Origin of the sequence: Modestobacter muralis (assembly GCF_010682105.1) — a bacterium.
Lineage (GTDB): Bacteria > Actinomycetota > Actinomycetes > Mycobacteriales > Geodermatophilaceae > Modestobacter > Modestobacter muralis.
The window spans coordinates 1-20,142 of sequence record NZ_JAAGWH010000048.1 but is presented as its reverse complement, the minus strand read 5'-3'; the positions used below and the strand labels follow the sequence as shown (position 1 = coordinate 20,142).

Here is a 20,142-nt window from a genome sequence, read left to right as displayed (position 1 = left end):
GAAGCTCCGGTGAACACCGATCCAGTGACCGCCCGCACTCGGGGGGCAGGACGCAACACGACCGGAACACCCGAGACCGACACGCGACCGCGAGTTCACGGCTGCGAAACACGTCCGGGTCGTCGACGGAAACACGGTGTCGGCACCGTCTTCTCCGAACCGCCCCCGGGCGGCGTTCGTCCCCCGAGGTCCCTCGGGTCCCGCTTGCGGCCCCCGGCCGATGACACCCTCAGGAGGTTGCCGTGGTCAACACCGGCGACACCGCCTGGATCCTCACCAGCGCCGCGCTCGTGCTGCTGATGACCCCAGGCCTCGCGCTCTTCTACGGCGGCATGGTCCGCGCGAAGAGCGTGCTGAACATGATGATGATGAGCTTCGGGGCGCTGGCGCTCATCAGCGTGCTCTGGGTGCTCTACGGCTACTCGTTCGCCTTCGGCGACGACGCCGGCCTCGGGCTCATCGGTGACCCCAACGAGTTCCTGGGCCTCAAGGGCCTGATGGAGGACACCACCAGCGAGGCCGGTGGCTACCCGGTCATGGCCTTCGTCGGCTTCCAGGCCGTCTTCGCGATCATCACCGTCGCGCTGATCTCCGGTGCGATCGCCGACCGGGCCAAGTTCAGCGCCTGGATGGTCTTCACCGGCATCTGGACCTCGATCGTCTACTTCCCGGTCGCGCACTGGGTCTTCGACTTCACCGTGACCGAGGACGACGGCACCGTCACCCACACCGGTGGCTGGATCGCCAACAACCTGGCCGCGCTGGACTTCGCCGGCGGCACCGCGGTGCACATCAACGCCGGCGCCGCCGGTCTCGCGCTGGCCCTCGTGCTGGGCAAGCGCCGTGGCTTCGGCCGCGACCCGATGCGCCCGCACAACCTGCCGCTGGTCATGATCGGCGCCGGGCTGCTGTGGTTCGGCTGGTTCGGGTTCAACGCCGGCTCCGCCCTGGCCGCCAACAACACCGCCGCCGTCGCCTGGGTCAACACGATGGTCGCCACCGGCGCCGCCGCGCTGGCCTGGCTGCTGGTGGAGAAGATCCGCGACGGGCACTCCACCTCGCTGGGCGGCGCCTCCGGCGTCGTCGCCGGCCTGGTCGCCATCACCCCGGCCTGTGCCGCGGTCTCGCCGATCGGCGCGATCCTGGTCGGCCTGGTCGCCGGTGCGCTCTGCGCCCTGGCCGTCGGGCTGAAGTTCAAGCTCGGCTACGACGACTCGCTCGACGTCGTCGGCGTCCACCTCGTCGGTGGTCTCGTCGGCACGATCCTCATCGGCTTCCTGGCCACCGAGGACGCACCGGCCGGCATCGACGGCCTCTTCTACGGCGGCGATGTGGACCAGCTGTGGCGCCAGGTCGTGGGCGCGCTCGCCGTCCTCGTCTACTCCTTCGTCCTGACGTACCTCATCGGCCTGGCCATCCAGAAGACGATGGGCTTCCGTATCTCCGAAGAGGACGAGGTCACCGGCATCGACACCGTCGAGCATGCTGAGAGCGCCTACGACTTCGTCTCCCTCGGGGGCGGCAGTGGTGCGGCATCCCTGACCGGCCAGGCGCGTGCCGAGGCCCGCAACACCGAAGGAGCGACCCGCGCATGAAGCTGATCACCGCGATCGTCAAGCCGTTCAAGCTCGACGACGTCAAGAACGCCCTCGAGCTGATCGGCATCGCCGGTCTGACCGTGAGCGAGGTCCAGGGGTTCGGCCGTCAGCGCGGCCACACCGAGGTCTACCGCGGCGCGGAGTACCAGGTGGACTTCGTCCCCAAGGTCCGCATCGAGGTCGTCGTGAGCGAGACCGACGCCGCACGCGTCGTCGACGCGGTCGTGGAGTCCGCCTCCACCGGCCAGATCGGTGACGGGAAGGTGTGGGTGACGACGATCGACGAGATCGTCCGGGTCCGCACCGGCGAGCGCGGCGCCGACGCGCTGTGAGACCGCGCGCGCTGACGCGCGCCCGGTGACCTGACGTCGGCCGGGGTGGTGGGGGAGACCCTGCTGCCCCGGCCGACGCCGTTCCGCAGTCGGACCCTCGAGAGGTGACCGTGCTCGACACAGCCGCCCTGCCCGCCCTGCCCCGCGCCGAGCGGGTCCGGGCGGTCGACGACTGGCTCGCCGGCCTGCTGGCCGAGGCCCTCGCCGGCACCCCGCGCCCCGACCGGCGGCGCGGCGGACCGTCTCCCGAGCCGGCCGCCACCGGCGTCGCCCTGGTGGCCGTGGGCAGCCTGGGCCGCCGGGAGCTGCCGCCGCACGGTGACCTGGACCTGGTGCTCGTGCACGACGGCCGGCCGGAGATCGCCGCGCTGGCCGATGCGCTGTGGTACCCGGTCTGGGACGCCGGGATGCGACTGGACCACTCGGTGCGCACCGTGTCCGAGGCGGTCTCGGTGGCCGCCGAGGACGTCAAGGCCGGGCTCGGCCTGCTCGACGCCCGGCACCTGGCCGGCGACCCGGCGGTCACGGCGGGGCTGCGCACCGCCACCCTCGCGTCCTGGCGGCAGCACGCCGGCCGGCTGCTGCCCCAGCTGCGCGACCTCCGGCGGGCCCGAGGTCGGCAGGTCGGCGAGCTCGGCTTCCTGCTCGAACCGGACCTGAAGGAGGCCTACGGCGGGCTCCGCGAGGGGCAGGTGCTGCGTGCGCTGGCCGCCGCGCAGCTGGCCGACGAGGCGCCGGCCGACGCGGGGGAGGCCTACGCGTTCCTGCTCGACGTCCGCGACGCCCTGCGCGCGCGCACCGGGCGGGCCAACGACACGCTGGTGCGCCAGGAGCAGGCGCCGGTGGCCCGCGCGCTGGGTCTGGTCACCGACGGCGTCCCCGACGACGACCTGCTGCTGCGCCGGGTCAGCCTGGCCGGACGGCGGCTGGCCTTCGTCGCCGACGAGACCTGGCGCCGGGTCGACACCGCCCTGGTGCGCCGGCCCCGCGCCCGCTACCGCCGGGTGCGCCGCGAGCCGCTGGCCGAGGGGCTGGTCCGGCAGGGCGACGAGGTCGTGCTGGCCCGCGACGCCCGGCCGGCGGCCGACCCCGGCCTCGTGCTGCGCGGGGCCGCCGCCGCGGCGCGGGCGGACCTGCTGCTGTCGCCGTACACGCTCAAGGTGCTGGCCGTGCACGCCCCGCCGCTGCCCGAGCCCTGGCCGCCGGAGCTGCGATGGTCGTTCCTGCGCCTGCTGGCCAGTGGGCGCAGCGCCGTCCCGGTGCTGGAGCAGCTGGACCAGGAGGGGCTGCTGGCCCGGATGCTGCCGGAGTGGGACCGGGTGCGGTCGCTGCCGCAGCGGCACCCCTGGCACCGGTACACCGTCGACCGGCACCTCGTCGAGGCCGCTGCCGCCGCCTCCGAGCTCACCCGGGACGTCGACCGGCCCGACCTGCTGCTGGTCGGTGCGCTGCTGCACGACATCGGCAAGGGCTGGCCCGGCGACCACACCGAGGTCGGCATGACCGTGGTCGCCGAGATGGCCGCCCGGATGGGCTTCAGCCCCGCCGACGTGACCACGCTGTCGGCGATGGTCGAGCACCACCTGCTGCTGCCCGACGTCGCCACCCGCCGCGACCTCGACGACCCCAAGACCGTCGACCGGGTGGTGGAGGCGATCGGGGCCGACCCCGCGCTGCTGCAGCTGTTGCACGCCCTCGCCCAGGCCGACGGGGCGGCGACCAGCACCTCGGCCTGGTCACCGTGGAAGGCCCACCTGGTCGCCGCGCTCGTCGCCCGGGTCGCGGCCCGGCTGGGCAGCGCGCCGGTGCCCGAGCCGGTGCTGGAACCCACCGCGCCGCAGGTGACCAGGCCGGCACCGGCGCTGGAGGGTCACACCGAGCCGGTGACGGTCGGTGTCGAGGACGTCCTGGACGGCCAGCAGGTCACCATCGGCGCCCCCGACCGGCCGGGGCTGTTCAGCCTCTGCGCGGGCGTGCTGGCGCTCAACCAGCTCGACGTGCGGGCGGCCCGGGTCAGCGTCGCAGGGGGCCACGGCACGCTGGTGTTCGCGGTGCGGCCGCACTTCGGGCGGGCGCCGGTGCCGGAGATCCTGGCCGACGGCGTGCGGGCGGCGTTGGAGGGCACCCTGCCGCTGGCCGAGCGGCTGCGGCAGCGCGAGCGCGACTACAGCCAGGACGCCGCCGGCGGGCGCCCGCCGCGGATCTCCTGGTTCGACGCCGAGGCGACCGGCATCACCGGGCTGGTCGAGGTGCGCGCCACCGACCGCGCCGGCCTGCTGCACCGGCTCACCGCCGCCCTGGCCGAGGCCGGCCTCGACGTCACCTCCGCCACGGTCGAGACCCTCGGCGGGGACGCCGTCGACGCGTTCTACGTCAGCGACCCGGCCGGGACGGCGATCGACCCCGCGCAGCGCCGGCACGCTGAGCGGGCGCTGGTGGCCGCCGCCGGTGGCGACGCCCCGGACCCGGCCGGCCGGTAGCAGGGCGCCCGGCCCGCGGTCGGACGCGACACGCGGGCCGGTGGCTGCCGCGTTCTGTCGTACCCCCGTGGCACGTTCGCTCGTGCCGGACGACGCCCGGCGCCGAGACGAGAGGGGACGCCATGAGCGACCTGCAGACCCTGCCCTGCCCGACCTGCGGCGAGGACACCGACTTCGAGCAGCCCACCTGCACCGACGGCCACACCGCGGACGGCAGCGCCTGCCCCGAGTGGGCGTGCACCGACTGCGGCACCGCACTGGTCATCGGGTGGTCGGCCACCCCGCGGGCCGAGCTCGGGCACCGCGCCGCCTGAGGAAGGGCCCCGCTGCCCCCGCCGGCGTTCAGAGGCTCGTGCTGAGCTCCCGAGGCATGAGGAGGACGGGTCCTACCCCTCGCAGAGGGTCGCGACCGCCTGCGCCGGTCGGGGGGCCATTACGCTGGAGACAGGTGGCGTGACGGCCCCGGGGTGGCCCCGGGAGCCCGAGCCGGTCCGCCGGCCCCGCGGGGCCGCAGCCGGCTGCACGCCCGAGTGCTGTGAGGACGTGCTGTGTTCGAGACCCTCTCCGACCGCCTGGACAAGGTCTTCACCGGTCTGCGCGGCAAGGGCCGGCTCTCCGACGAGGACATCGACGCCACCGCGCGCGAGATCCGGATCGCCCTGCTCGAGGCCGACGTCGCGCTGCCCGTCGTCCGCTCGTTCATCGCCTCCGTCAAGGAGCGCGCGCGCGGCGCGGAGGTCACCGGCGCGCTGAACCCCGCGCAGCAGATCATCAAGATCGTCAACGAGGAGCTCGTCGACGTCCTGGGCGGGGAGACCCGCCGGATCCGCTACGCCAAGCAGTCGCCGACGGTGATCATGCTCGCCGGCCTGCAGGGTGCGGGCAAGACGACCCTGGCCGGCAAGCTCGGCCGCTGGCTCAAGGCGCAGGGGCACACCCCGCTGCTGGTGGCGTGTGACCTGCAGCGGCCCAACGCCGTGCAGCAGCTGTCCGTGGTCGCCGGCCAGGCCGGCGTCGACGTCTACGCCCCCGAGCCGGGCAACGGCGTGGGCGACCCGATCGCCGTGGCGCGGGAGTCCATCGAGCACGCCCGGCGCACCATGCACGACGTTGTCGTCGTCGACACCGCCGGCCGGCTGGGCATCGACGCCGAGCTGATGGCCCAGGCCGCCGGCATCCGCGACGCCGTCTCACCCGACGAGACGCTGTTCGTCGTCGACGCGATGATCGGCCAGGACGCCGTGAACACGGCGCTGGCCTTCCAGGACGGCGTCGGCTTCTCCGGTGTCGTGCTCACCAAGCTCGACGGCGACGCCCGCGGTGGTGCCGCGCTGTCGGTCCGCCACGTCACCGGCCAGCCGATCATGTTCGCCTCGACCGGCGAGAAGCTGGCCGACTTCGACGTCTTCCACCCCGAGCGGATGGCCTCGCGCATCCTCGGCATGGGCGACGTCCTGACCCTCATCGAGCAGGCCGAGCAGGCCTTCGACGCCGACCAGGCCGAGAAGATGGCCGGCAAGCTGGCCAGCCGCGAGGGCTTCACCCTCGAGGACTTCCTCGAGCAGATGCTGGCCATCCGCAAGATGGGGCCGATCGCGAACCTGCTCGGCATGCTGCCCGGTGCCGGGCAGATGAAGGAGCAGCTCAAGCAGGTCGACGACCGCGACCTGGACCGCACCGCGGCGATCATCCGGTCGATGACCCCGGCCGAGCGGGTCACCCCCAAGATCATCAACGCCTCGCGGCGGGTGCGCATCGCCAACGGCTCCGGCGTGAGCGTCACCGACGTCAACCAGCTGCTGGAGCGCTTCGGTCAGGCCCAGAAGATGATGGGCCAGATGGCCGGCAGCATGGGCATGCCCGGCATGGGCCCGATGTCGAAGAAGGCCCGCGGCCGTCAGCAGCAGGCCGCAGCCACCCGGGGCAAGGGCAAGAAGGGCAAGGGCGGCGCCAAGAAGCCCCCGGCCCGCCGGGCGATCGGTGCCCCCGGCGCCATGGGCGGCGCGGGCTTCCCCGGCCAGCTCCCGGGCGGGCTGCCCGGTGGCATGCCGGGCCTGCCCCCGGGTCAGGCGCTGCCGGACCTGAGCAAGCTGGACTTCAGCCAGTTCAAGGACCAGCAGGGCCGTTGACCCGGTGACCGACCGTGCGCTCCACCTGGCCGGCGTCGTCCTCCCCGAGGGCGAGCACCGGGACCTGTGGGTCGACCGCGGCCGGATCACGTTCGACCGCGTGCCGGGTGCGGAGACGGTCAGCCGGGGCGGGTACCTGCTGCCCGGCCTGGTGGACGCGCACTGCCACGTGGGCATCGCCCTCGGCGGTGCCCACGTGACCGACCTGCCGGGGCTGCGCGAGCAGGCCCTGGTCGAGCGGGCCGCCGGGGTGCTGGCGCTGCGCGACTGCGGGTCGCCGGTCGACACCCGGGCCCTCGACGACTTCGACGACCTCCCGCGGATCGTGCGGGCCGGCCGGCACCTGGCCGCCACCCGCCGGTACATCCCCGCACTCGCCCTCGAGCTCGAGCCGGGCGACCTGGTCGAGCAGGTGCGCGTGCAGGCCCGGGCCGGCGACGGCTGGGTCAAGCTGGTGGGCGACTGGATCGACCGGGGGATCGGCGACCTGGCGCCCGAGTGGCCCGACGACGTGGTGGCCGCGGCGGTCGCCGCCGCGCACGAGGAGGGCGCCCGGGTCACCGCGCACACCTTCGGCACCGACGCCCTGCCCGCGCTCATCGCCGCCGGCATCGACTGCATCGAGCACGGCACCGGGCTGACCGAGGAGCTGGTGGGGGAGATGGCGGCGCGTGGCACCGCCGTCGTCCCGACGCTGGTCAACGTGGAGAACTTCCCCGGCTTCGCGGACTCGGGGGAGCGGAAGTTCCCCGCCTACGCCTCCACGATGCGGCGGCTGTACGCGGGCTCGGGGGCGGTGGTGCGGGCCGCCTATGAGGCCGGGGTCCCGGTGTTCGCCGGCACCGACGCCGGCGGTGGGATCGAGCACGGCGTCATCGCCGCGGAGATCCGGGCGCTGCACACCGCCGGGCTGCCGGCCGAGGCGGCGCTGGCCGCGGGGTCGTGGGCCGCGCGTGAGTGGCTCGGCCTGCCCGGCATCGTCGAGGGGGCGCCGGCCGACCTCGTCGTCTACGACAGCGACCCGCGGCGGGACCTGGACACGCTCACCCGGCCGCAACGGACGGTGCTGCGCGGCGTCGTCGTCGCCTGAGCCTGTCGCGGACGGCCGGGCGCTGGTTGACTGCTGCGATGGTGTCGCCACTGCCCGAGCCGGAGCCCCTGATCGACCCGACCGTGCCCATCCCGGACGACCCGGGTGAGCTGCTGCCCGACGCGCCGGAGCCGCTGCCCCCGCCGCCGATCGAGCCGACGCCCGGCGACCCCGGTGGCGACCCCGGCGGCGTGCCCGAACCGGCCTGACCGCGGCGTCCCCCGGGCGGCCCGTCAAACCCGTGGACGCACGTCCCGGGCCGCCTGGGAGACTCCACCCGTGCTCCTTCGGATGTCTTCCCTGTTCCTGCGCACCCTGCGCGACGACCCGGCCGATGCCGAGGTCCCCAGCCACCGCCTGCTCGCCCGCGGCGGCTACATCCGGCGTGCGGCGCCAGGAGGCTTCACCTGGCTGCCGCTGGGCTGGCGGGTCTTCCGGAACGTCGAGCGCATCGTCCGCGAGGAGATGGACGCGATGGGCGCGCAGGAGGTGCACTTCCCTGCGCTGCTGCCGCGTGAGCCCTACGAGGCGACCGGCCGCTGGACCGAGTACGGCGACAACCTCTTCCGCCTCAAGGACCGCCGGGGCAACGACTTCCTGCTCGGCCCCACGCACGAGGAGATGTTCACGCTCCTGGTGAAGGACCTCTACGGCTCCTACAAGGACCTGCCGGTCTCGCTCTACCAGATCCAGACGAAGTACCGGGACGAGGCGCGGCCCCGCGCCGGGCTGTTCCGCGGCCGCGAGTTCACCATGAAGGACAGCTACTCCTTCGACGTGGACGACGCCGGGCTGGACGCCTCCTACGCCGCGCACCGCGCCGCCTACATCCGGATCTTCGACCGGCTCGGGCTGGAGTACGTGATCGTCTCGGCGATGTCCGGGGCGATGGGCGGTTCCAAGAGCGAGGAGTTCCTGCACCCGACGTCGATCGGTGAGGACACCTTCGTCCGCTCGGCCGGTGGGTACGCGGCCAACGTGGAGGCGGTGCGCACCGTCGTCCCGGAGTCGGTCCCCTTCGACGGGCTGCCCGCGGCCCACGTCGAGGACACCCCCGACACCCCGACCATCGCCTCGCTGGTCGCGATGGCGAACGAGCGGTTCCCCGACGCCGGGTACACCGCGGCCGCAACGTTGAAGAACGTCGTGGTCACCCTCGTGCACCCCGACGGCACGCGCGAGCCGCTGGTCATCGGCCTGCCCGGTGACCGGGAGGTCGACGCCAAGCGGCTCGAGGCCCAGGTCGCCCCGGCCGAGATCGACGTCTTCACCGACTTCGCCGCGCACCCCGCGCTGGTGAAGGGCTACATCGGGCCGCAGGTGCTGGGCACCGAGGGGACGTCGGGCATCCGCTACCTGGTCGACCCCCGCGTCGTCCCCGGCTCCCGCTGGATCACCGGCGCCAACGAGCACGGCAAGCACGTCTTCGACCTCGTCGCCGGCCGGGACTTCACCTGGGACGGCGTGATCGAGGCCGCCGAGGTGCTCGCCGGCGACCCCGCCCCGGACGGCTCCGGTCCGCTGGAGCTGGCCCGCGGCGTGGAGATGGGCCACATCTTCCAGCTCGGCCGCAAGTACGCCGAGGCGCTGGACCTCAAGGTGCTCGACGAGAACGGCAAGCTGGTCACCGTCACCATGGGCTCCTACGGCGTCGGTGTCTCCCGGGCCGTGGCCGCCATCGCCGAGTCGATGCACGACGAGCTGGGCCTGGTCTGGCCGCGGTCGATCGCCCCGGCCGACGTGCACCTGGTCGCCACCGGCAAGGACGCCGCGGTCATGGAGTTCGCCGAGACCCTCGCCGGTGAGCTGGTCGCCGCCGGGCTGACCGTGCTCTTCGACGACCGGCCCAAGGTCAGCCCCGGGGTGAAGTTCAAGGACGCCGAGCTGCTGGGGATGCCGACGATCGTCACGGTGGGCCGCGGCCTGGCCGAGGGCGTCATCGAGGTCCGGGACCGGGCCACCGGCGAGCGCTCGGAGGTGCCGGTCGCCGAGGCCGCCACCGCCGTCCTCGCCGCCGTCCGGGCCTGAGCCACCTCGCCGACCGTCCCGCCGCGTCCCGCACCGGCGGGACGGTCGGTCAGGTGGCCGGACCCCGGGCGACCAGCTCCACCTCGTAGCCGTCGCCGTCCTCCAGGTAGGCGGCCCGGTGGTCGGGCCCGCCGGCGTGCGGGTGCCGGTCGGGGAACAGCAGCGTCCAGCCGTGCCCGGGCGCCTCGGCGACCAACGCGTCCAGGTCGCCGTCGAACCAGAACGCCAGGTGATTGAGCCCGGGGGAGCGGCGGTTGTGCCCCTCGCCGACCAGTGCCGGGGACTGTTCGAGGACGACGTAGGTGTCACCGCTGCGCCAAGAGCGACCGTGCGCCCACGCCTGGAACGGCTCGGCGCCGAGCCGGGTGAGCAGCCAGCCCCAGGACCGCTCCGCGCGGGCCAGGTCGGGCACCCAGATCTCCACATGGTGCAGCAGTCCGGTCCTGGTCACAGCACTCCTCCGGGGATCTGGCATCATGGGCTGTCGAACACGCCGGTGGGCGGCCCTCTCACCGTCGCCGGCCGTGTCCATCGCTCCGCCCCGTGCGTACCCCCACGCGTCCGTCCGGCGAGCAACCACACACGTTCGAGGAGCACACCACACTCGTGGCCACCAAGATCAAGCTCATGCGCCTGGGCAAGATGCGCGCGCCGTACTACCGCATCGTCGTCGCCGACGCCCGCACCAAGCGGGACGGTCGTTCGATCGAGACGATCGGCAAGTACCACCCCAAGGAGGACCCGTCCTTCATGGAGGTCGACGCCGAGCGCGCCGCCTACTGGCTCGGTGTCGGCGCGCAGCCGACCGAGGCCGTCCGCGCCATCTTCCGGGTGACCGGTGACTGGCAGAAGTTCAAGGGCGAGCCGGCTCCGGCCCCCATGCGCGTCGCGGCCCCCAAGGCCGACAAGAAGGCCATCTACGAGGAGGCCGCCCGCGCCTCCATGGGTGAGCCGGCCGTCGACGCCACCACCCCGAAGAAGAAGGCCGCCCCCAAGGCCGACGCGACCCCCGCTGCCCCGGTTGCTGACGCTGCCCCGGCCGCCGACGCTGCTCCGGTCGCCGAGACCCCGGTTGCTGCCGCTGAGCCGGCTGCGGCCGAGCCGGCTGCCGCCGCCGAGTAAGACGTGCTGGAAGAGGCGCTCGAGCACCTGGTCAAGGGCATCGTCGACAACCCCGACGACGTCGTGGTCGACCTGGTCAACGGCCGGCGCGGCAAGACCCTCGAGGTCCGGGTCCACCCCGAGGACCTCGGCAAGGTCATCGGCCGCGGCGGGCGCACCGCCAAGGCCCTGCGCCAGGTCATGACCGGTGTCGGTGGACGCGGCCTCCGGGTCGACGTCGTCGACACCGACGGGCGCTGAGCACTCCCGGCGCCCCTGGCGCCACCCCGCAGAACACCGACACCGTGGTGGTCGGCCGCATCGGCCGGCCCCACGGTGTCCGTGGTCAGGTGACCGTCGAGGTGCGCACCGACGACCCCGACCTGCGCTTCGCCCCCGGGACGGCGCTGCTCACCGACCCGGCCGCGCGAGGCCCGCTCACCATCGAGGCAGCCCGCTGGCACAGCGGCACGCTGCTGCTCACGCTGGTCCTGCCCGACGGCACGGTGGTGGCCGACCGCGAGGCCGCCGACGCGCTGCGCAACACCCAGCTGCTGGTCCCCGTCGCGGAGCTGCCTCCGCTGGAGGACCCCGACTCCTTCTACGACCACCAGCTCGTCGGGCTGGCCGCCGTGCTGCCCGACGGCTCGCCGATCGGCGAGGTCACCGGCGTGCGCCACGAGGGCACCGAGCTGCTGGTGGTGGCCCGCACCGGCGGCGGTGAGCTGCTGGTGCCCTTCGTCAGCGCCATCGTCCCCACCGTCGACGTGGCAGCGGGACGGCTGGTCGTCGACCCACCCGAGGGGCTCCTCGACCTGTGAGCGACGCACCTGTGGACGCCGCACCGGTGGGCGCCGGACCCCGGGCGGCGTTCCGGGTCGACGTCCTGACCATCTTCCCCGAGTACCTCGCCCCGCTGGGCCAGTCGCTGCTGGGCAAGGCCGCCCAGCGCGGCCTCGTCGACATCGGCGTCCACGACCTGCGGCAGTGGACCGGTGACGTGCACCGCACCGTCGACGACTCCCCGTACGGCGGCGGTCCCGGGATGGTCATGCGCCCCGAGCCCTGGGGCCGAGCGCTCGAGGCCGTCCGCCCGCCGGGCACCCGGCTGGTGGTGCCGACGCCGGCCGGGCGCCCCTTCACGCAGGCCGTGGCGGCGCAGTGGGCCACCGAGCCCGGGCTGGTCTTCGCCTGCGGTCGCTACGAGGGCATCGACCAGCGCGTCGCGGACTGGGCCGCGGGCTCCGGTCCGGTCTCGGAGGTCTCGATCGGTGACTACGTGCTGGCCGGCGGCGAGTCCGCGGTGCTGGTGATGGTCGAGGCGGTCACCCGGCTGATCCCCGGCGTGGTCGGCAACGCCGACTCCGTCGAGTTCGACTCGCACGCCGACGGCCTGCTCGAGGGCCCGTCCTACACCCGCCCCGCCTCATGGCAGGGGCTGGAGGTCCCGCCGGTGCTGCTGTCCGGCGACCACGCCGCGATCGCCCGGTGGCGGCGTGGGCAGTCGCTGCGCCGCACCGCCGACCGCCGTCCCGACCTGCTGGCCGCGCTGCCCGACGGGGCGCTGGACGCCGCCGACCGCGCCGCCCTGGACGCCGACCCGCCGGGCCGGGCGTGACCGCTGCGTCCTGGGTCCGCCCGGCGAGCCGCGTGCTGGTGATCGACCCGCAGCAGCGGGTGCTGCTGCTGGGCTCCCGAGGGCCCGCCGCGCAGCTCGGTCAGCCGGTCCGGTTCTGGTACACCCCCGGCGGTGGTGTCGAGGACGGCGAGGACCTGCGCACCGCCGCCGTCCGCGAGCTGGCCGAGGAACTGGGCCTGCTCGTCGACCCGGCCGCGCTCGAGGGCCCGGTGTGGCTGCGCCGGCACGTGTGGCCGTGGGGTGAGACCGTGGTCGACTCCCGGGAAACCTACTTCGCGCTGCGCGACGTCGTCCACACCGTCGACCCGAGCGGGCGGACCGACGAGGAGCTGGCCGACGACCAGCCGCACCGCTGGTGGTCGGTCGCCGAGCTCACCGCCAGCACCGAGTCCTTCGCCCCGCGCAGCCTGGCCGGGTCGCTGGTCGAGGTGCTCGCGGGCCCCTGGGCAGGCCCGCCACGCATCGTCGACTGAAGATGTGGCACAGTAGAGAGCTGCTGCAGGCCGCCGGTTCGCCCCGGTGGTGGCTCCGCCCCCTTACCGGGCGGTGGAGCGCAGCCACCCGGTACTGAGGCACCGGGACACCGCTGCCCGTACCACGACGACTTTCCGCTAGAACTGAGGACTGCTGCGATGAACACCCTGGACGCCCTCGACAACGTGTCGCTGCGCGACGACATCCCCACCTTCCGGCCCGGCGACACCGTGAAGGTGCACGTGCGCGTGATCGAGGGCACCCGCTCCCGTGTGCAGGTGTTCCAGGGCGTGATCATCCGGCGTCAGGGCGGCGGCATCCGCGAGACCTTCACCGTCCGCAAGGTCAGCTTCGGCGTCGGCGTGGAGCGCACCTTCCCGGTGCACACCCCGGTGCTGGAGAAGATCGAGGTGCTGACCCGCGGTGACGTCCGCCGGGCCAAGCTGTACTACCTGCGCGAGCTGCGTGGCAAGAAGGCCAAGATCAAGGAGAAGCGCGAGATCGTCTCCCGCTGACCCATCGCACGTCCCGACCGGCCCGGCTGCGCTCTGCAGCCGGGCCGGTCGTGCGTCCGGGGCCGGACGGGTGGGCGGGTTGCCGGTGCCCCGGGTCGGTGGACCGTAGGCTGGGCGGCGATGAGCACGCACGGGCCTGACGAGCCGGCCGACTCCCGTCCCGGCGAGCCCACCGACCCCGCCACAGGCCCAGCGGCACGGGCGAGCGGCCGCGGCGGGCACGCGGCGGTGAAGAAGGGGTCGCTGCTGCGCGAGCTCCCGGTGCTGCTGGTGATCGCCTTCGTGCTGGCGCTGGTGGTCAAGACCTTCCTGGTGCAGGCGTTCTTCATCCCCTCGGGCTCGATGGAGCAGACGCTGCACGGCTGCACCGGCTGCACCGGTGACCGGGTGCTCGTCAACAAGGTTCCCTACTGGTTCGGCGAGCCCGAGCCCGGCGACATCGTGGTCTTCCGCGGTCCGGACACCTGGTCCCCGGAGATCACCGTCGCCGAGCCGAGCAACTGGGTCTCCGGCGCGCTGCTGACCCTGGGCCGGGCGATCGGCGTCGCGCCGCCGAGCGAGGACGACTACGTCAAGCGCGTCATCGCCACCGCCGGGCAGACGGTCGAGTGCTGCGACCCGCAGGGCCGGGTGCTGGTCGACGGCCAGCCGCTGGACGAGCCCTACATCTACCAGGACTCGCCGCTGAGCACCGGCGGGCAGAGCGGGCGGGAGTTCAGCCCGGTCGTCGTCCCCGAGGGCCGGCTCTGGGTGATGGGCGACCACCGCTCGGCGTCGGCGGACTCCAAGGCGCACATGACCGACCAGTACGCCGGCACGATCGGGGTCGACGACGTGATCGGCAAGGCCGCGCTGATCGTCTGGCCGCTCGACCGGTTCGGGGTGCTGCACGCCCCCGACATCCAGCCGCAGCAAGCCCAGGGACAGGCCGTCCCGGGCGTGGACGACGTCCAGCAGCCGGTGCAGGGTGCGGCGGCGCTGGCCGTGCCCTACGTGCTGGGGCTGGCCGGGGCGGTGCCGATCACGGCCGCCCGCCGTCGGCTGCGGTCCCGGCGCGCGGGGCTGACCGGGCCCTCCCGCCGTCCGCCGCGCACCGGCTGGCGGCGCGTGCGCCGGCCGGCGCAGACCCGCCCCGGCCGGGAGACCGACCCCCGCTAGACCACACGGACGGGGCGGTGCCAGGCGACGTCGCTCAAGGACGTCGCGCGGCCGTCCGATGGACGGGGGAGTGTCCCTTCCCCGAGCGGAGTTCCAGCCGTGTCCACCCCCCTGCCGAGCGCGCCCCGCGGCGTGACCCGCGTGCTGCTGCTCGCCGACGCGCCGGTCCTCCGCCGTGGCCTCACCGGCATGGTCGACGAGACCGCCGGCCTGCAGGTCGTGGGCCCGCCCGGGGAGCTGCGCCGTGCGGTCGCGCTCGCCGACGCCGCCCGGCCGGACGCCGTCGTGATCGAGCTGGGCTCCGGGCGCGCGGCCACGCTCAGCGCCGTCCGCGACCTGCGGCGCCGCCACCCGCAGGTGGCGGTGGTGGCGCTGGCCACCTCCGACGAGCCCGGTGTGGTCAACGAGGCGCTGGCCGCCGGCATCCGCGGCTACCTGCTCATGAACACCTCCCCGACGATGCTGGGCTGGGCCGTCCTGGCCGCCCGCGCCGGGCGCACCGTGGTCGACCCGCAGATCCGCCGCGGCGAGGGCCACACCGAGCCGGTGTCCCGCGAGCTCACCCTCACCGCTCCGCTGACCCGCCGCGAGGCCGACGTCCTCGACGAGCTCGTCCAAGGGCAGACCAACCGGGTGATCGGCACCAACCTGTTCATCTCCGAGGACACCGTCAAGTCCCACGTCAAGGCCATCCTGCGCAAGCTCGGTGCCCGCGACCGGGCGCACGCGGTCTCCCTGGTCCTGTCGGCTCGCGCCCCGGGCTGCACCTGCGGAGCCCACTCCCTGGACCCCGCGGGCGGCTGAGCCGCTGCCTGCGCCCGGTCCGCCGGTGCGCCGGCCGGGCTCCCCAGCCGGCGGGGACGGTCTCGTCCCCGCCACCCGGCCGGCGCCGAGCCGGCCGGAGGCCGCGGGCCGGTCCCCGTTCCCCCGGGGACCGGCCCGCGGTGCCTCATCGCCTGGCTCCGGGTGTCCGACCGGACACTGACGGGCCGGGCGGGCCGACGTACTGTCGGCAGGCGATGGCCGCCCGACCTTCTCCCGCCGGACCCCGTCCGCGCCGGACCGCCGCGGACGACGCCCGCGACGACCTCTGGACGATGGAACGCTCGCTGCGCCGGCGCGGCTTCGCCGCCATCGCCGGGACCGACGAGGCCGGCCGTGGTGCCTGCGCCGGGCCGCTGGTCGCGGCCGCCTGCGTGCTGCCCGCCGGACGGCGCGGCAAGGTGCCGGGGCTGGCCGACTCCAAGCTGCTCAACCCCGCCACCCGCGAGGAGGTCTACGCCGAGGTCGTCGACCGGGCGGTGGCGTGGTCGGTGGTGTCGATCCCGGTGGGGGACCTGGACGCCCGGGGGATGCACGTGACGAACATCGAGGCCCTGCGGCGCGCGGTCCGCGCGCTGGCACCCGGCCCGGACTACGTCCTGAGCGACGGCTTCCCGGTCAGCGGGCTGTCCCAGCCCTCGCTGGCGGTCTGGAAGGGCGACCGGGTCGCCGCCTGCGTGGCCGCGGCCTCGGTGCTGGCCAAGGTGACCCGGGACCGGGTGATGGTCGAGCTCGACGGCCGTTTCCCCGAGTACGGCTTCGCCGAGCACAAGGGCTACATCACCGACGTGCACAGCGCCGCCCTCGACCGCCACGGCCCCTGCACCGAGCACCGGATGCGGTACGTCAACGTGGCCCGGGCCCGGGACGCGCACGCGGCGCGCACGGGGGCGGTGTCGGCACCGGCCGCCATGCACGATGATGGAGGCGTGCCGCCCGGGTCCCCGGTCGCGGCACTGACGTCCCCGGCACCGATGGAGCACGCGCGATGAGCACCGAGGACCTCGAGAAGTACGAGACCGAGATGGAGCTGCAGCTCTATCGCGAGTACAAGGACATCGTCCGCCAGTTCTCCTACGTCGTGGAGACCGAGCGGCGCTTCTACCTGGCCAACAGCGTCGACCTCCAGGTCCGCGACGCCGGGGGAGAGGTGTTCTTCGAGCTGAAGCTCTCCGACGCCTGGGTGTGGGACATGTACCGCCCCGCCCGGTTCGTGAAGAACGTGCGCGTGGTGACGTTCAAGGACGTCAACGTCGAGGAGCTGGACAAGCCCGATCTCGAACTGCCCGACAACCCGCGCCTGCCCTGACCTCTGCTCCACCGGGGCAGGCTGCCCGGTCCTGACCCGCGCCGGCCGGCCGCTGTCCACACCGGAGGGCGCCGTCCACAGCTCGGGCCGGGCCCTGGCGGGGCCGCCCGCCGACCGGCCACCGTCCTGGGGTGACGACTTCCCAGAACCCCCCACCGCCCGGTTCCCGTGCCGCGCTCGGCGCCTACGGCGAGCGGGTGGCCGCGCGTGTGCTCACCGACGCCGGGCTCACGGTCCTCGACCGCAACTGGCGCTGCCGCGACGGTGAGCTGGACCTGGTCGCCCGGGACGGCGACGCGCTGGTCTTCTGCGAGGTCAAGACCAGGACCGGCGGCGGGTTCGGCTCCCCGGCCGAGGCCGTCACCCGCACCAAGCGCCACCGGCTGCGGGTGCTGGCGCGCGCCTGGCTGGCGGCCCACGACCACCACGCGCCCGACCTGCGCTTCGACGTGGTCGGGGTGCTCGTGCCCGCCACCGGCCGGCCGCGGGTGACGCACCTGCGGAACGCGTTCTGATGAGCCTCGCGCGGACGTGGTCGGTGGGCCTGGTCGGTGTGCGGGGGGCCATGGTCGAGGTGGAGGTCGACCTGGCGGCCGGGGTGCCGACCGTGGTCCTGGTGGGGTTGCCCGACGCCGTGGTGCGCCAGTCGGTGGACCGGGTGCGTGCGGCCGTGGTCAACAGCGGTCACGAGTTTCCGCTGCGCCGGGTGACCATCGGGCTCTCCCCGGCCGCGATGCCCAAGCAGGGCAGCGGCTTCGACCTGGCGCTGGCCGTCGCCGTGCTCGCCGCGGCGCGTGTGCTGCCCGCGGCGCGCGTCGGGGACCTGGTGCTTCTCGGCGAGCTCGGCCTGGACGGGTCGCTGCGCGCCGTCCGCGGGGTGCTGCCGGCCGTGCTCGCCGCGGCGGCGGCCGGGCACCGCCAGGTCGTGGTCCCGCTGGACAACGCCGACGAGGCCGGCCTGGTCGAGGGCGTCGACGTGCTCGCTGCCGGCGGCCTCGGCCAGGTCGTCGCCCACCTGACCGGCCGCGTCCTGCTGACCCGGCACGAGCGGGGAGCTGCCGACCCTGCACCGCCGGGTCCCGATCTCGCCGACGTCGTCGGGCAGGCCGCCGGCCGGCGGGCGGTGGAGATCGCCGCGGCCGGCGGGCACCACCTGTTGCTCACCGGCCCGCCCGGCGCGGGCAAGACGATGCTGGCCGAGCGGCTGCCCGGTCTGCTGCCGCCGCTGGACGAGCGGGCGGCCCTGGAGGTGACCGCCATCGCCTCGATCGCCGGCACGCTGCCCCCGGGGGCGCCGCTGGTGACCCGACCGCCGTTCGAGGCCCCGCACCACTCGGCGACGATGGCCGCCCTGGTCGGTGGTGGCTCCGGGCAGATCCGCCCCGGTGCGCTGTCCCGCGCCCACCTGGGCGTGCTGTTCATGGACGAGGCCCCCGAGTTCGCGCGCACGGTGCTGGACACGATGCGGCAGCCGCTGGAGCGCGGGCAGGTGACCATCCACCGGGCCAACGGCTCGGCCACCTTCCCCTGCCGGACCCAGCTGGTGCTCGCGGCCAACCCCTGCCCGTGCGCGAGCGCGGCCGGTGACACCGCGTGCACCTGCAGCCCGCTGGAGCGGCGGCGCTACCAGTCTCGGTTGTCCGGTCCGCTGCTGGACCGGATCGACCTACGGGTGACCCTGCCGCCCGTGACGCGCGCTGCCTGGCTGGACGGGACGGGCAGCCCCGAGCCCACCGCGGCGGTGGCCGAGCGGGTGCGGCGCGCCCGGGCGGCCGCCGCGGAGCGGATGGCCGGCACGGGGCTGTCGCTGAACAGCGAGGTGCCGGGTCGGCTGCTCCGTGAGCGGTGGAGACCCGCCCGCGGCTCGCTGGCACTGGCCGAGCGGGCACTGGAGCGCGGCTCGCTGTCGGTGCGCGGCTTCGACCGCGTCCTCCGGGTCGCCTGGACTGTTGCGGACTTGGCAGGTCGCACGACACCCACCGCTGAGGACGTGGTGGAGGCACTGGGGATGCGCCTACAACGGGTCGCGGCATGACTCCGACCGGAGATCTCAGCCGCCGTCGTCAGACCCAGTCGACGACGCCGACGACGGCGAGCAGACCGAGGATGATCCACAGGCCCCCCACTGCCCTGGTGATCGCCAGTGACCACGCCCGCATGAAGCGAGGCCTTCTCGCGTACGGGTCGAACCGGCCGAGCACCCGGCTGCCGGCCTCGTTCTGGTGCGCCAACCGGGGAGCGAAGACGAGGACGGCGACGCCCGCGACGCTGACGACCAGACCGAGGATCGCGTCCACGCTGGGGAACTGTGCTGGTTCGTCCGCTGACCAGCAAGTCAGCCAGTGCGGCGACACTGACCAGCCATGCGGAGCGGTCGTGTTCCGGGTTGCCTGGACTCTCGCCTACGTGGCCGGGCTGGTCACCCTGGGCCCCGACCAGGTCGCCGAGGCGCTGGGCGTGTGGCTGCAGCGGGTGGCGGTGTGACCGCCGACCAGGGAGGTGTCCCCGCCGACGTCCGGCTGGCGCGAGCCTGGCTGTCCCGTGCGGTCGAACCCGGCTCGGTCGCCATGTGGCAGTTCGTCACCGAGGCCGGGCCGGTCGTCGCGGCGGCCGCCCTGCGCGCCGGGCGCGCGCCGCGGGCGGTCCAGGCGCTGGTCGGTGCGCGGGCCCAGGAGGACGTGAGCCTGGACGACCTCGCCCGCGTGCAGCGCAGTGGTGGCCGGCTGGTCGTCCCCGAGGACGACGAGTGGCCGGCCGCGGCCCTGCACTGCCTGACGCTGACCGCGACCCAGCCGCAGGCCGACGTCGGGGGCCGCCCGCTGGACCGCACCAGGGTGCTGGTGCCGCCACTGGCGCTGTGGGTGCGTGGTGACCGTCCGCTCGACGACCTGGTCGACCGCTCGGTGGCGCTGGTCGGCTCACGGGCCTCCACCGCCTACGGCGAGCACGTCGCCGCCGAGCTGGCCCACGGGCTGGGGGAGCGGGGGTGGACCACGGTCTCCGGCGGCGCGTTCGGCATCGACGCAGCGGCCCACCGGGGCTCCTTGGCTGCGGGAGCGCCGACCGTCGTCGTCCTGGCCTGCGGGGTCGACCGGGCATACCCCAGCGGGCACTCGGCGCTGTTCACCCGGGTGCTCGACGACGGACTGCTGGTCAGCGAGTGGCCGCCGGGCTGCGCGCCGCTCCGCCACCGCTTCCTCGTCCGCAACCGGCTCATCGCCGCGCTCACCCGGGGCACGGTGGTGGTCGAGGCGGCCGCCCGCTCCGGGGCACAGGCGACCGCGCACCGGGCGCGGGATCTGGGCCGGTCGGTGATGGCGGTGCCCGGGCCGGTGACGTCGGCGATGAGCGTCGGGTGCCACCAGCTGCTGCGCGACACCGAGCGCGGCGCCAGGCTGGTCACCTCGGCCGCCGAGGTCGTGGAGACGGTGGGCCGGGTGGGGGAGGGCCTCACCGCGCCCGCTGAC

General features: G+C 74.5%; 23 protein-coding genes. 21 read left to right on the top strand and 2 right to left on the bottom strand.

All coding sequences use genetic code 11. The annotated features are described in order from the left end of the window. Positions 1 to 242: 242 nt before the first annotated feature. The 8 genes from GCU67_RS15625 (at position 243) to GCU67_RS15595 (ending at position 9,657) form a co-directional block, all read left to right on the top strand. Entirely contained in the window at positions 243 to 1,595 is a 1,353-nt protein-coding gene (locus GCU67_RS15625; protein WP_163612146.1) for an ammonium transporter, read from the top strand. After that, a complete protein-coding gene (locus GCU67_RS15620) occupies positions 1,592 to 1,930 on the top strand; it encodes a P-II family nitrogen regulator (protein ID WP_163612145.1) in 339 nt (112 codons plus the stop codon). The genes GCU67_RS15625 and GCU67_RS15620 overlap by 4 nt, the downstream gene beginning before the upstream one ends. A 104-nt stretch (positions 1,931 to 2,034) precedes the next feature. Further along, positions 2,035 to 4,410, top strand: coding sequence for a [protein-PII] uridylyltransferase (locus tag GCU67_RS15615; RefSeq protein ID WP_338105058.1), 2,376 nt, complete (start codon positions 2,035 to 2,037; stop codon positions 4,408 to 4,410). A 122-nt stretch (positions 4,411 to 4,532) separates the two neighbouring features. Further along, entirely contained in the window at positions 4,533 to 4,724 is a 192-nt protein-coding gene (locus tag GCU67_RS15610; RefSeq protein WP_163612144.1) for a hypothetical protein, read from the top strand. Positions 4,725 to 4,958: 234 nt separating this feature from the next. Next, on the top strand, positions 4,959 to 6,539 hold the full coding sequence (gene ffh / locus GCU67_RS15605) for a signal recognition particle protein (RefSeq protein WP_163612143.1): 1,581 nt from the start codon (positions 4,959 to 4,961) through the stop codon (positions 6,537 to 6,539). A gap of 4 nt (positions 6,540 to 6,543) precedes the next feature. After that, positions 6,544 to 7,629: an amidohydrolase family protein gene (locus GCU67_RS15600; RefSeq protein ID WP_163612142.1), complete on the top strand. Its 1,086-nt coding sequence runs from the start codon at positions 6,544 to 6,546 to the stop codon at positions 7,627 to 7,629. 38 nt (positions 7,630 to 7,667) lie between these two features. Further along, positions 7,668 to 7,838 carry a hypothetical protein gene (locus GCU67_RS21190; RefSeq protein ID WP_170311066.1) on the top strand — a complete coding sequence of 57 codons (171 nt, stop codon included), beginning with the start codon at positions 7,668 to 7,670 and terminating at the stop codon, positions 7,836 to 7,838. A gap of 82 nt (positions 7,839 to 7,920) precedes the next feature. Then, positions 7,921 to 9,657, top strand: a complete 1,737-nt coding sequence (locus GCU67_RS15595) for a proline--tRNA ligase (RefSeq protein WP_211661484.1) — start codon at positions 7,921 to 7,923, stop codon at positions 9,655 to 9,657. Between the two features lie 49 nt (positions 9,658 to 9,706). Here the strand turns inward: GCU67_RS15595 and GCU67_RS15590 are convergent, their stop codons facing one another. After that, on the bottom strand, positions 9,707 to 10,108 hold the full coding sequence (locus tag GCU67_RS15590; RefSeq protein WP_338105057.1) for a VOC family protein: 402 nt from the start codon (positions 10,106 to 10,108) through the stop codon (positions 9,707 to 9,709). Between the two features lie 155 nt (positions 10,109 to 10,263). Here GCU67_RS15590 and rpsP point away from each other — a divergent pair, with 155 nt between their 5' ends. From rpsP to GCU67_RS15530, 12 genes are all read left to right on the top strand, one after another. Next, positions 10,264 to 10,779: a 30S ribosomal protein S16 gene (rpsP, locus tag GCU67_RS15585; RefSeq protein WP_163612140.1), complete on the top strand. Its 516-nt coding sequence runs from the start codon at positions 10,264 to 10,266 to the stop codon at positions 10,777 to 10,779. 3 nt (positions 10,780 to 10,782) lie between these two features. Further along, on the top strand, positions 10,783 to 11,019 hold the full coding sequence (locus GCU67_RS15580; RefSeq protein ID WP_163612139.1) for an RNA-binding protein: 237 nt from the start codon (positions 10,783 to 10,785) through the stop codon (positions 11,017 to 11,019). Positions 11,020 to 11,063: 44 nt separating this feature from the next. Further along, complete coding sequence (rimM, locus tag GCU67_RS15575) at positions 11,064 to 11,579, top strand: ribosome maturation factor RimM (protein WP_163612138.1); 516 nt, start codon at positions 11,064 to 11,066, stop codon at positions 11,577 to 11,579. Then, positions 11,576 to 12,376, top strand: coding sequence for a tRNA (guanosine(37)-N1)-methyltransferase TrmD (gene trmD / locus GCU67_RS15570; protein WP_338105056.1), 801 nt, complete (start codon positions 11,576 to 11,578; stop codon positions 12,374 to 12,376). Before rimM ends, trmD begins: the two co-directional genes overlap by 4 nt. Then, the gene (locus GCU67_RS15565; RefSeq protein ID WP_163612137.1) at positions 12,373 to 12,870 is read left to right on the top strand and encodes an NUDIX domain-containing protein; all 498 of its coding nucleotides are present in this window, start codon (positions 12,373 to 12,375) and stop codon (positions 12,868 to 12,870) included. Before trmD ends, GCU67_RS15565 begins: the two co-directional genes overlap by 4 nt. A gap of 159 nt (positions 12,871 to 13,029) precedes the next feature. Then, on the top strand, positions 13,030 to 13,386 hold the full coding sequence (rplS, locus tag GCU67_RS15560) for a 50S ribosomal protein L19 (protein WP_163612136.1): 357 nt from the start codon (positions 13,030 to 13,032) through the stop codon (positions 13,384 to 13,386). 120 nt (positions 13,387 to 13,506) lie between these two features. After that, positions 13,507 to 14,544, top strand: coding sequence for a signal peptidase I (lepB, locus tag GCU67_RS15555; RefSeq protein WP_163612135.1), 1,038 nt, complete (start codon positions 13,507 to 13,509; stop codon positions 14,542 to 14,544). A gap of 99 nt (positions 14,545 to 14,643) precedes the next feature. Then, positions 14,644 to 15,348, top strand: coding sequence for a LuxR C-terminal-related transcriptional regulator (locus GCU67_RS15550; RefSeq protein WP_163612134.1), 705 nt, complete (start codon positions 14,644 to 14,646; stop codon positions 15,346 to 15,348). Between the two features lie 215 nt (positions 15,349 to 15,563). Further along, entirely contained in the window at positions 15,564 to 16,358 is a 795-nt protein-coding gene (locus tag GCU67_RS15545; RefSeq protein ID WP_163612133.1) for a ribonuclease HII, read from the top strand. Beyond that, positions 16,355 to 16,675, top strand: a complete 321-nt coding sequence (locus tag GCU67_RS15540) for a DUF2469 domain-containing protein (protein WP_163612132.1) — start codon at positions 16,355 to 16,357, stop codon at positions 16,673 to 16,675. The genes GCU67_RS15545 and GCU67_RS15540 overlap by 4 nt, the downstream gene beginning before the upstream one ends. A 131-nt stretch (positions 16,676 to 16,806) precedes the next feature. Further along, positions 16,807 to 17,190: a YraN family protein gene (locus GCU67_RS15535; protein ID WP_163612131.1), complete on the top strand. Its 384-nt coding sequence runs from the start codon at positions 16,807 to 16,809 to the stop codon at positions 17,188 to 17,190. After that, complete coding sequence (locus tag GCU67_RS15530) at positions 17,190 to 18,710, top strand: YifB family Mg chelatase-like AAA ATPase (RefSeq protein ID WP_163612130.1); 1,521 nt, start codon at positions 17,190 to 17,192, stop codon at positions 18,708 to 18,710. The genes GCU67_RS15535 and GCU67_RS15530 overlap by 1 nt, the downstream gene beginning before the upstream one ends. A gap of 28 nt (positions 18,711 to 18,738) precedes the next feature. Here GCU67_RS15530 and GCU67_RS15525 read toward each other — a convergent pair whose 3' ends face one another. Beyond that, positions 18,739 to 18,972 carry a hypothetical protein gene (locus tag GCU67_RS15525; protein WP_163612129.1) on the bottom strand — a complete coding sequence of 78 codons (234 nt, stop codon included), beginning with the start codon at positions 18,970 to 18,972 and terminating at the stop codon, positions 18,739 to 18,741. A gap of 183 nt (positions 18,973 to 19,155) precedes the next feature. Between GCU67_RS15525 and dprA the strand changes: the two genes are divergently transcribed. Then, positions 19,156 to 20,142, top strand: a 987-nt coding sequence (gene dprA, locus GCU67_RS15520) for a DNA-processing protein DprA (RefSeq protein ID WP_338105055.1), incomplete at its 3' end; no start/stop codon positions are given.

Bases quoted from the DNA above. Each gene is read 5' to 3' on its own strand.
- GCU67_RS15530 (WP_163612130.1), top strand. From the start codon at position 17,190: ATGAGCCTCGCGCGGACGTGGTCGGTGGGCCTGGTCGGTGTGCGGGGG.
- GCU67_RS15620 (WP_163612145.1), top strand. From the start codon at position 1,592: ATGAAGCTGATCACCGCGATCGTCAAGCCGTTCAAGCTCGACGACGTC.
- GCU67_RS21190 (WP_170311066.1), top strand. From the start codon at position 7,668: ATGGTGTCGCCACTGCCCGAGCCGGAGCCCCTGATCGACCCGACCGTG.
- GCU67_RS15540 (WP_163612132.1), top strand. From the start codon at position 16,355: ATGAGCACCGAGGACCTCGAGAAGTACGAGACCGAGATGGAGCTGCAG.
- GCU67_RS15595 (WP_211661484.1), top strand. From the start codon at position 7,921: ATGTCTTCCCTGTTCCTGCGCACCCTGCGCGACGACCCGGCCGATGCC.
- lepB (WP_163612135.1), top strand. From the start codon at position 13,507: ATGAGCACGCACGGGCCTGACGAGCCGGCCGACTCCCGTCCCGGCGAG.
- GCU67_RS15545 (WP_163612133.1), top strand. From the start codon at position 15,564: ATGGCCGCCCGACCTTCTCCCGCCGGACCCCGTCCGCGCCGGACCGCC.
- GCU67_RS15610 (WP_163612144.1), top strand. From the start codon at position 4,533: ATGAGCGACCTGCAGACCCTGCCCTGCCCGACCTGCGGCGAGGACACC.
- rplS (WP_163612136.1), top strand. From the start codon at position 13,030: ATGAACACCCTGGACGCCCTCGACAACGTGTCGCTGCGCGACGACATC.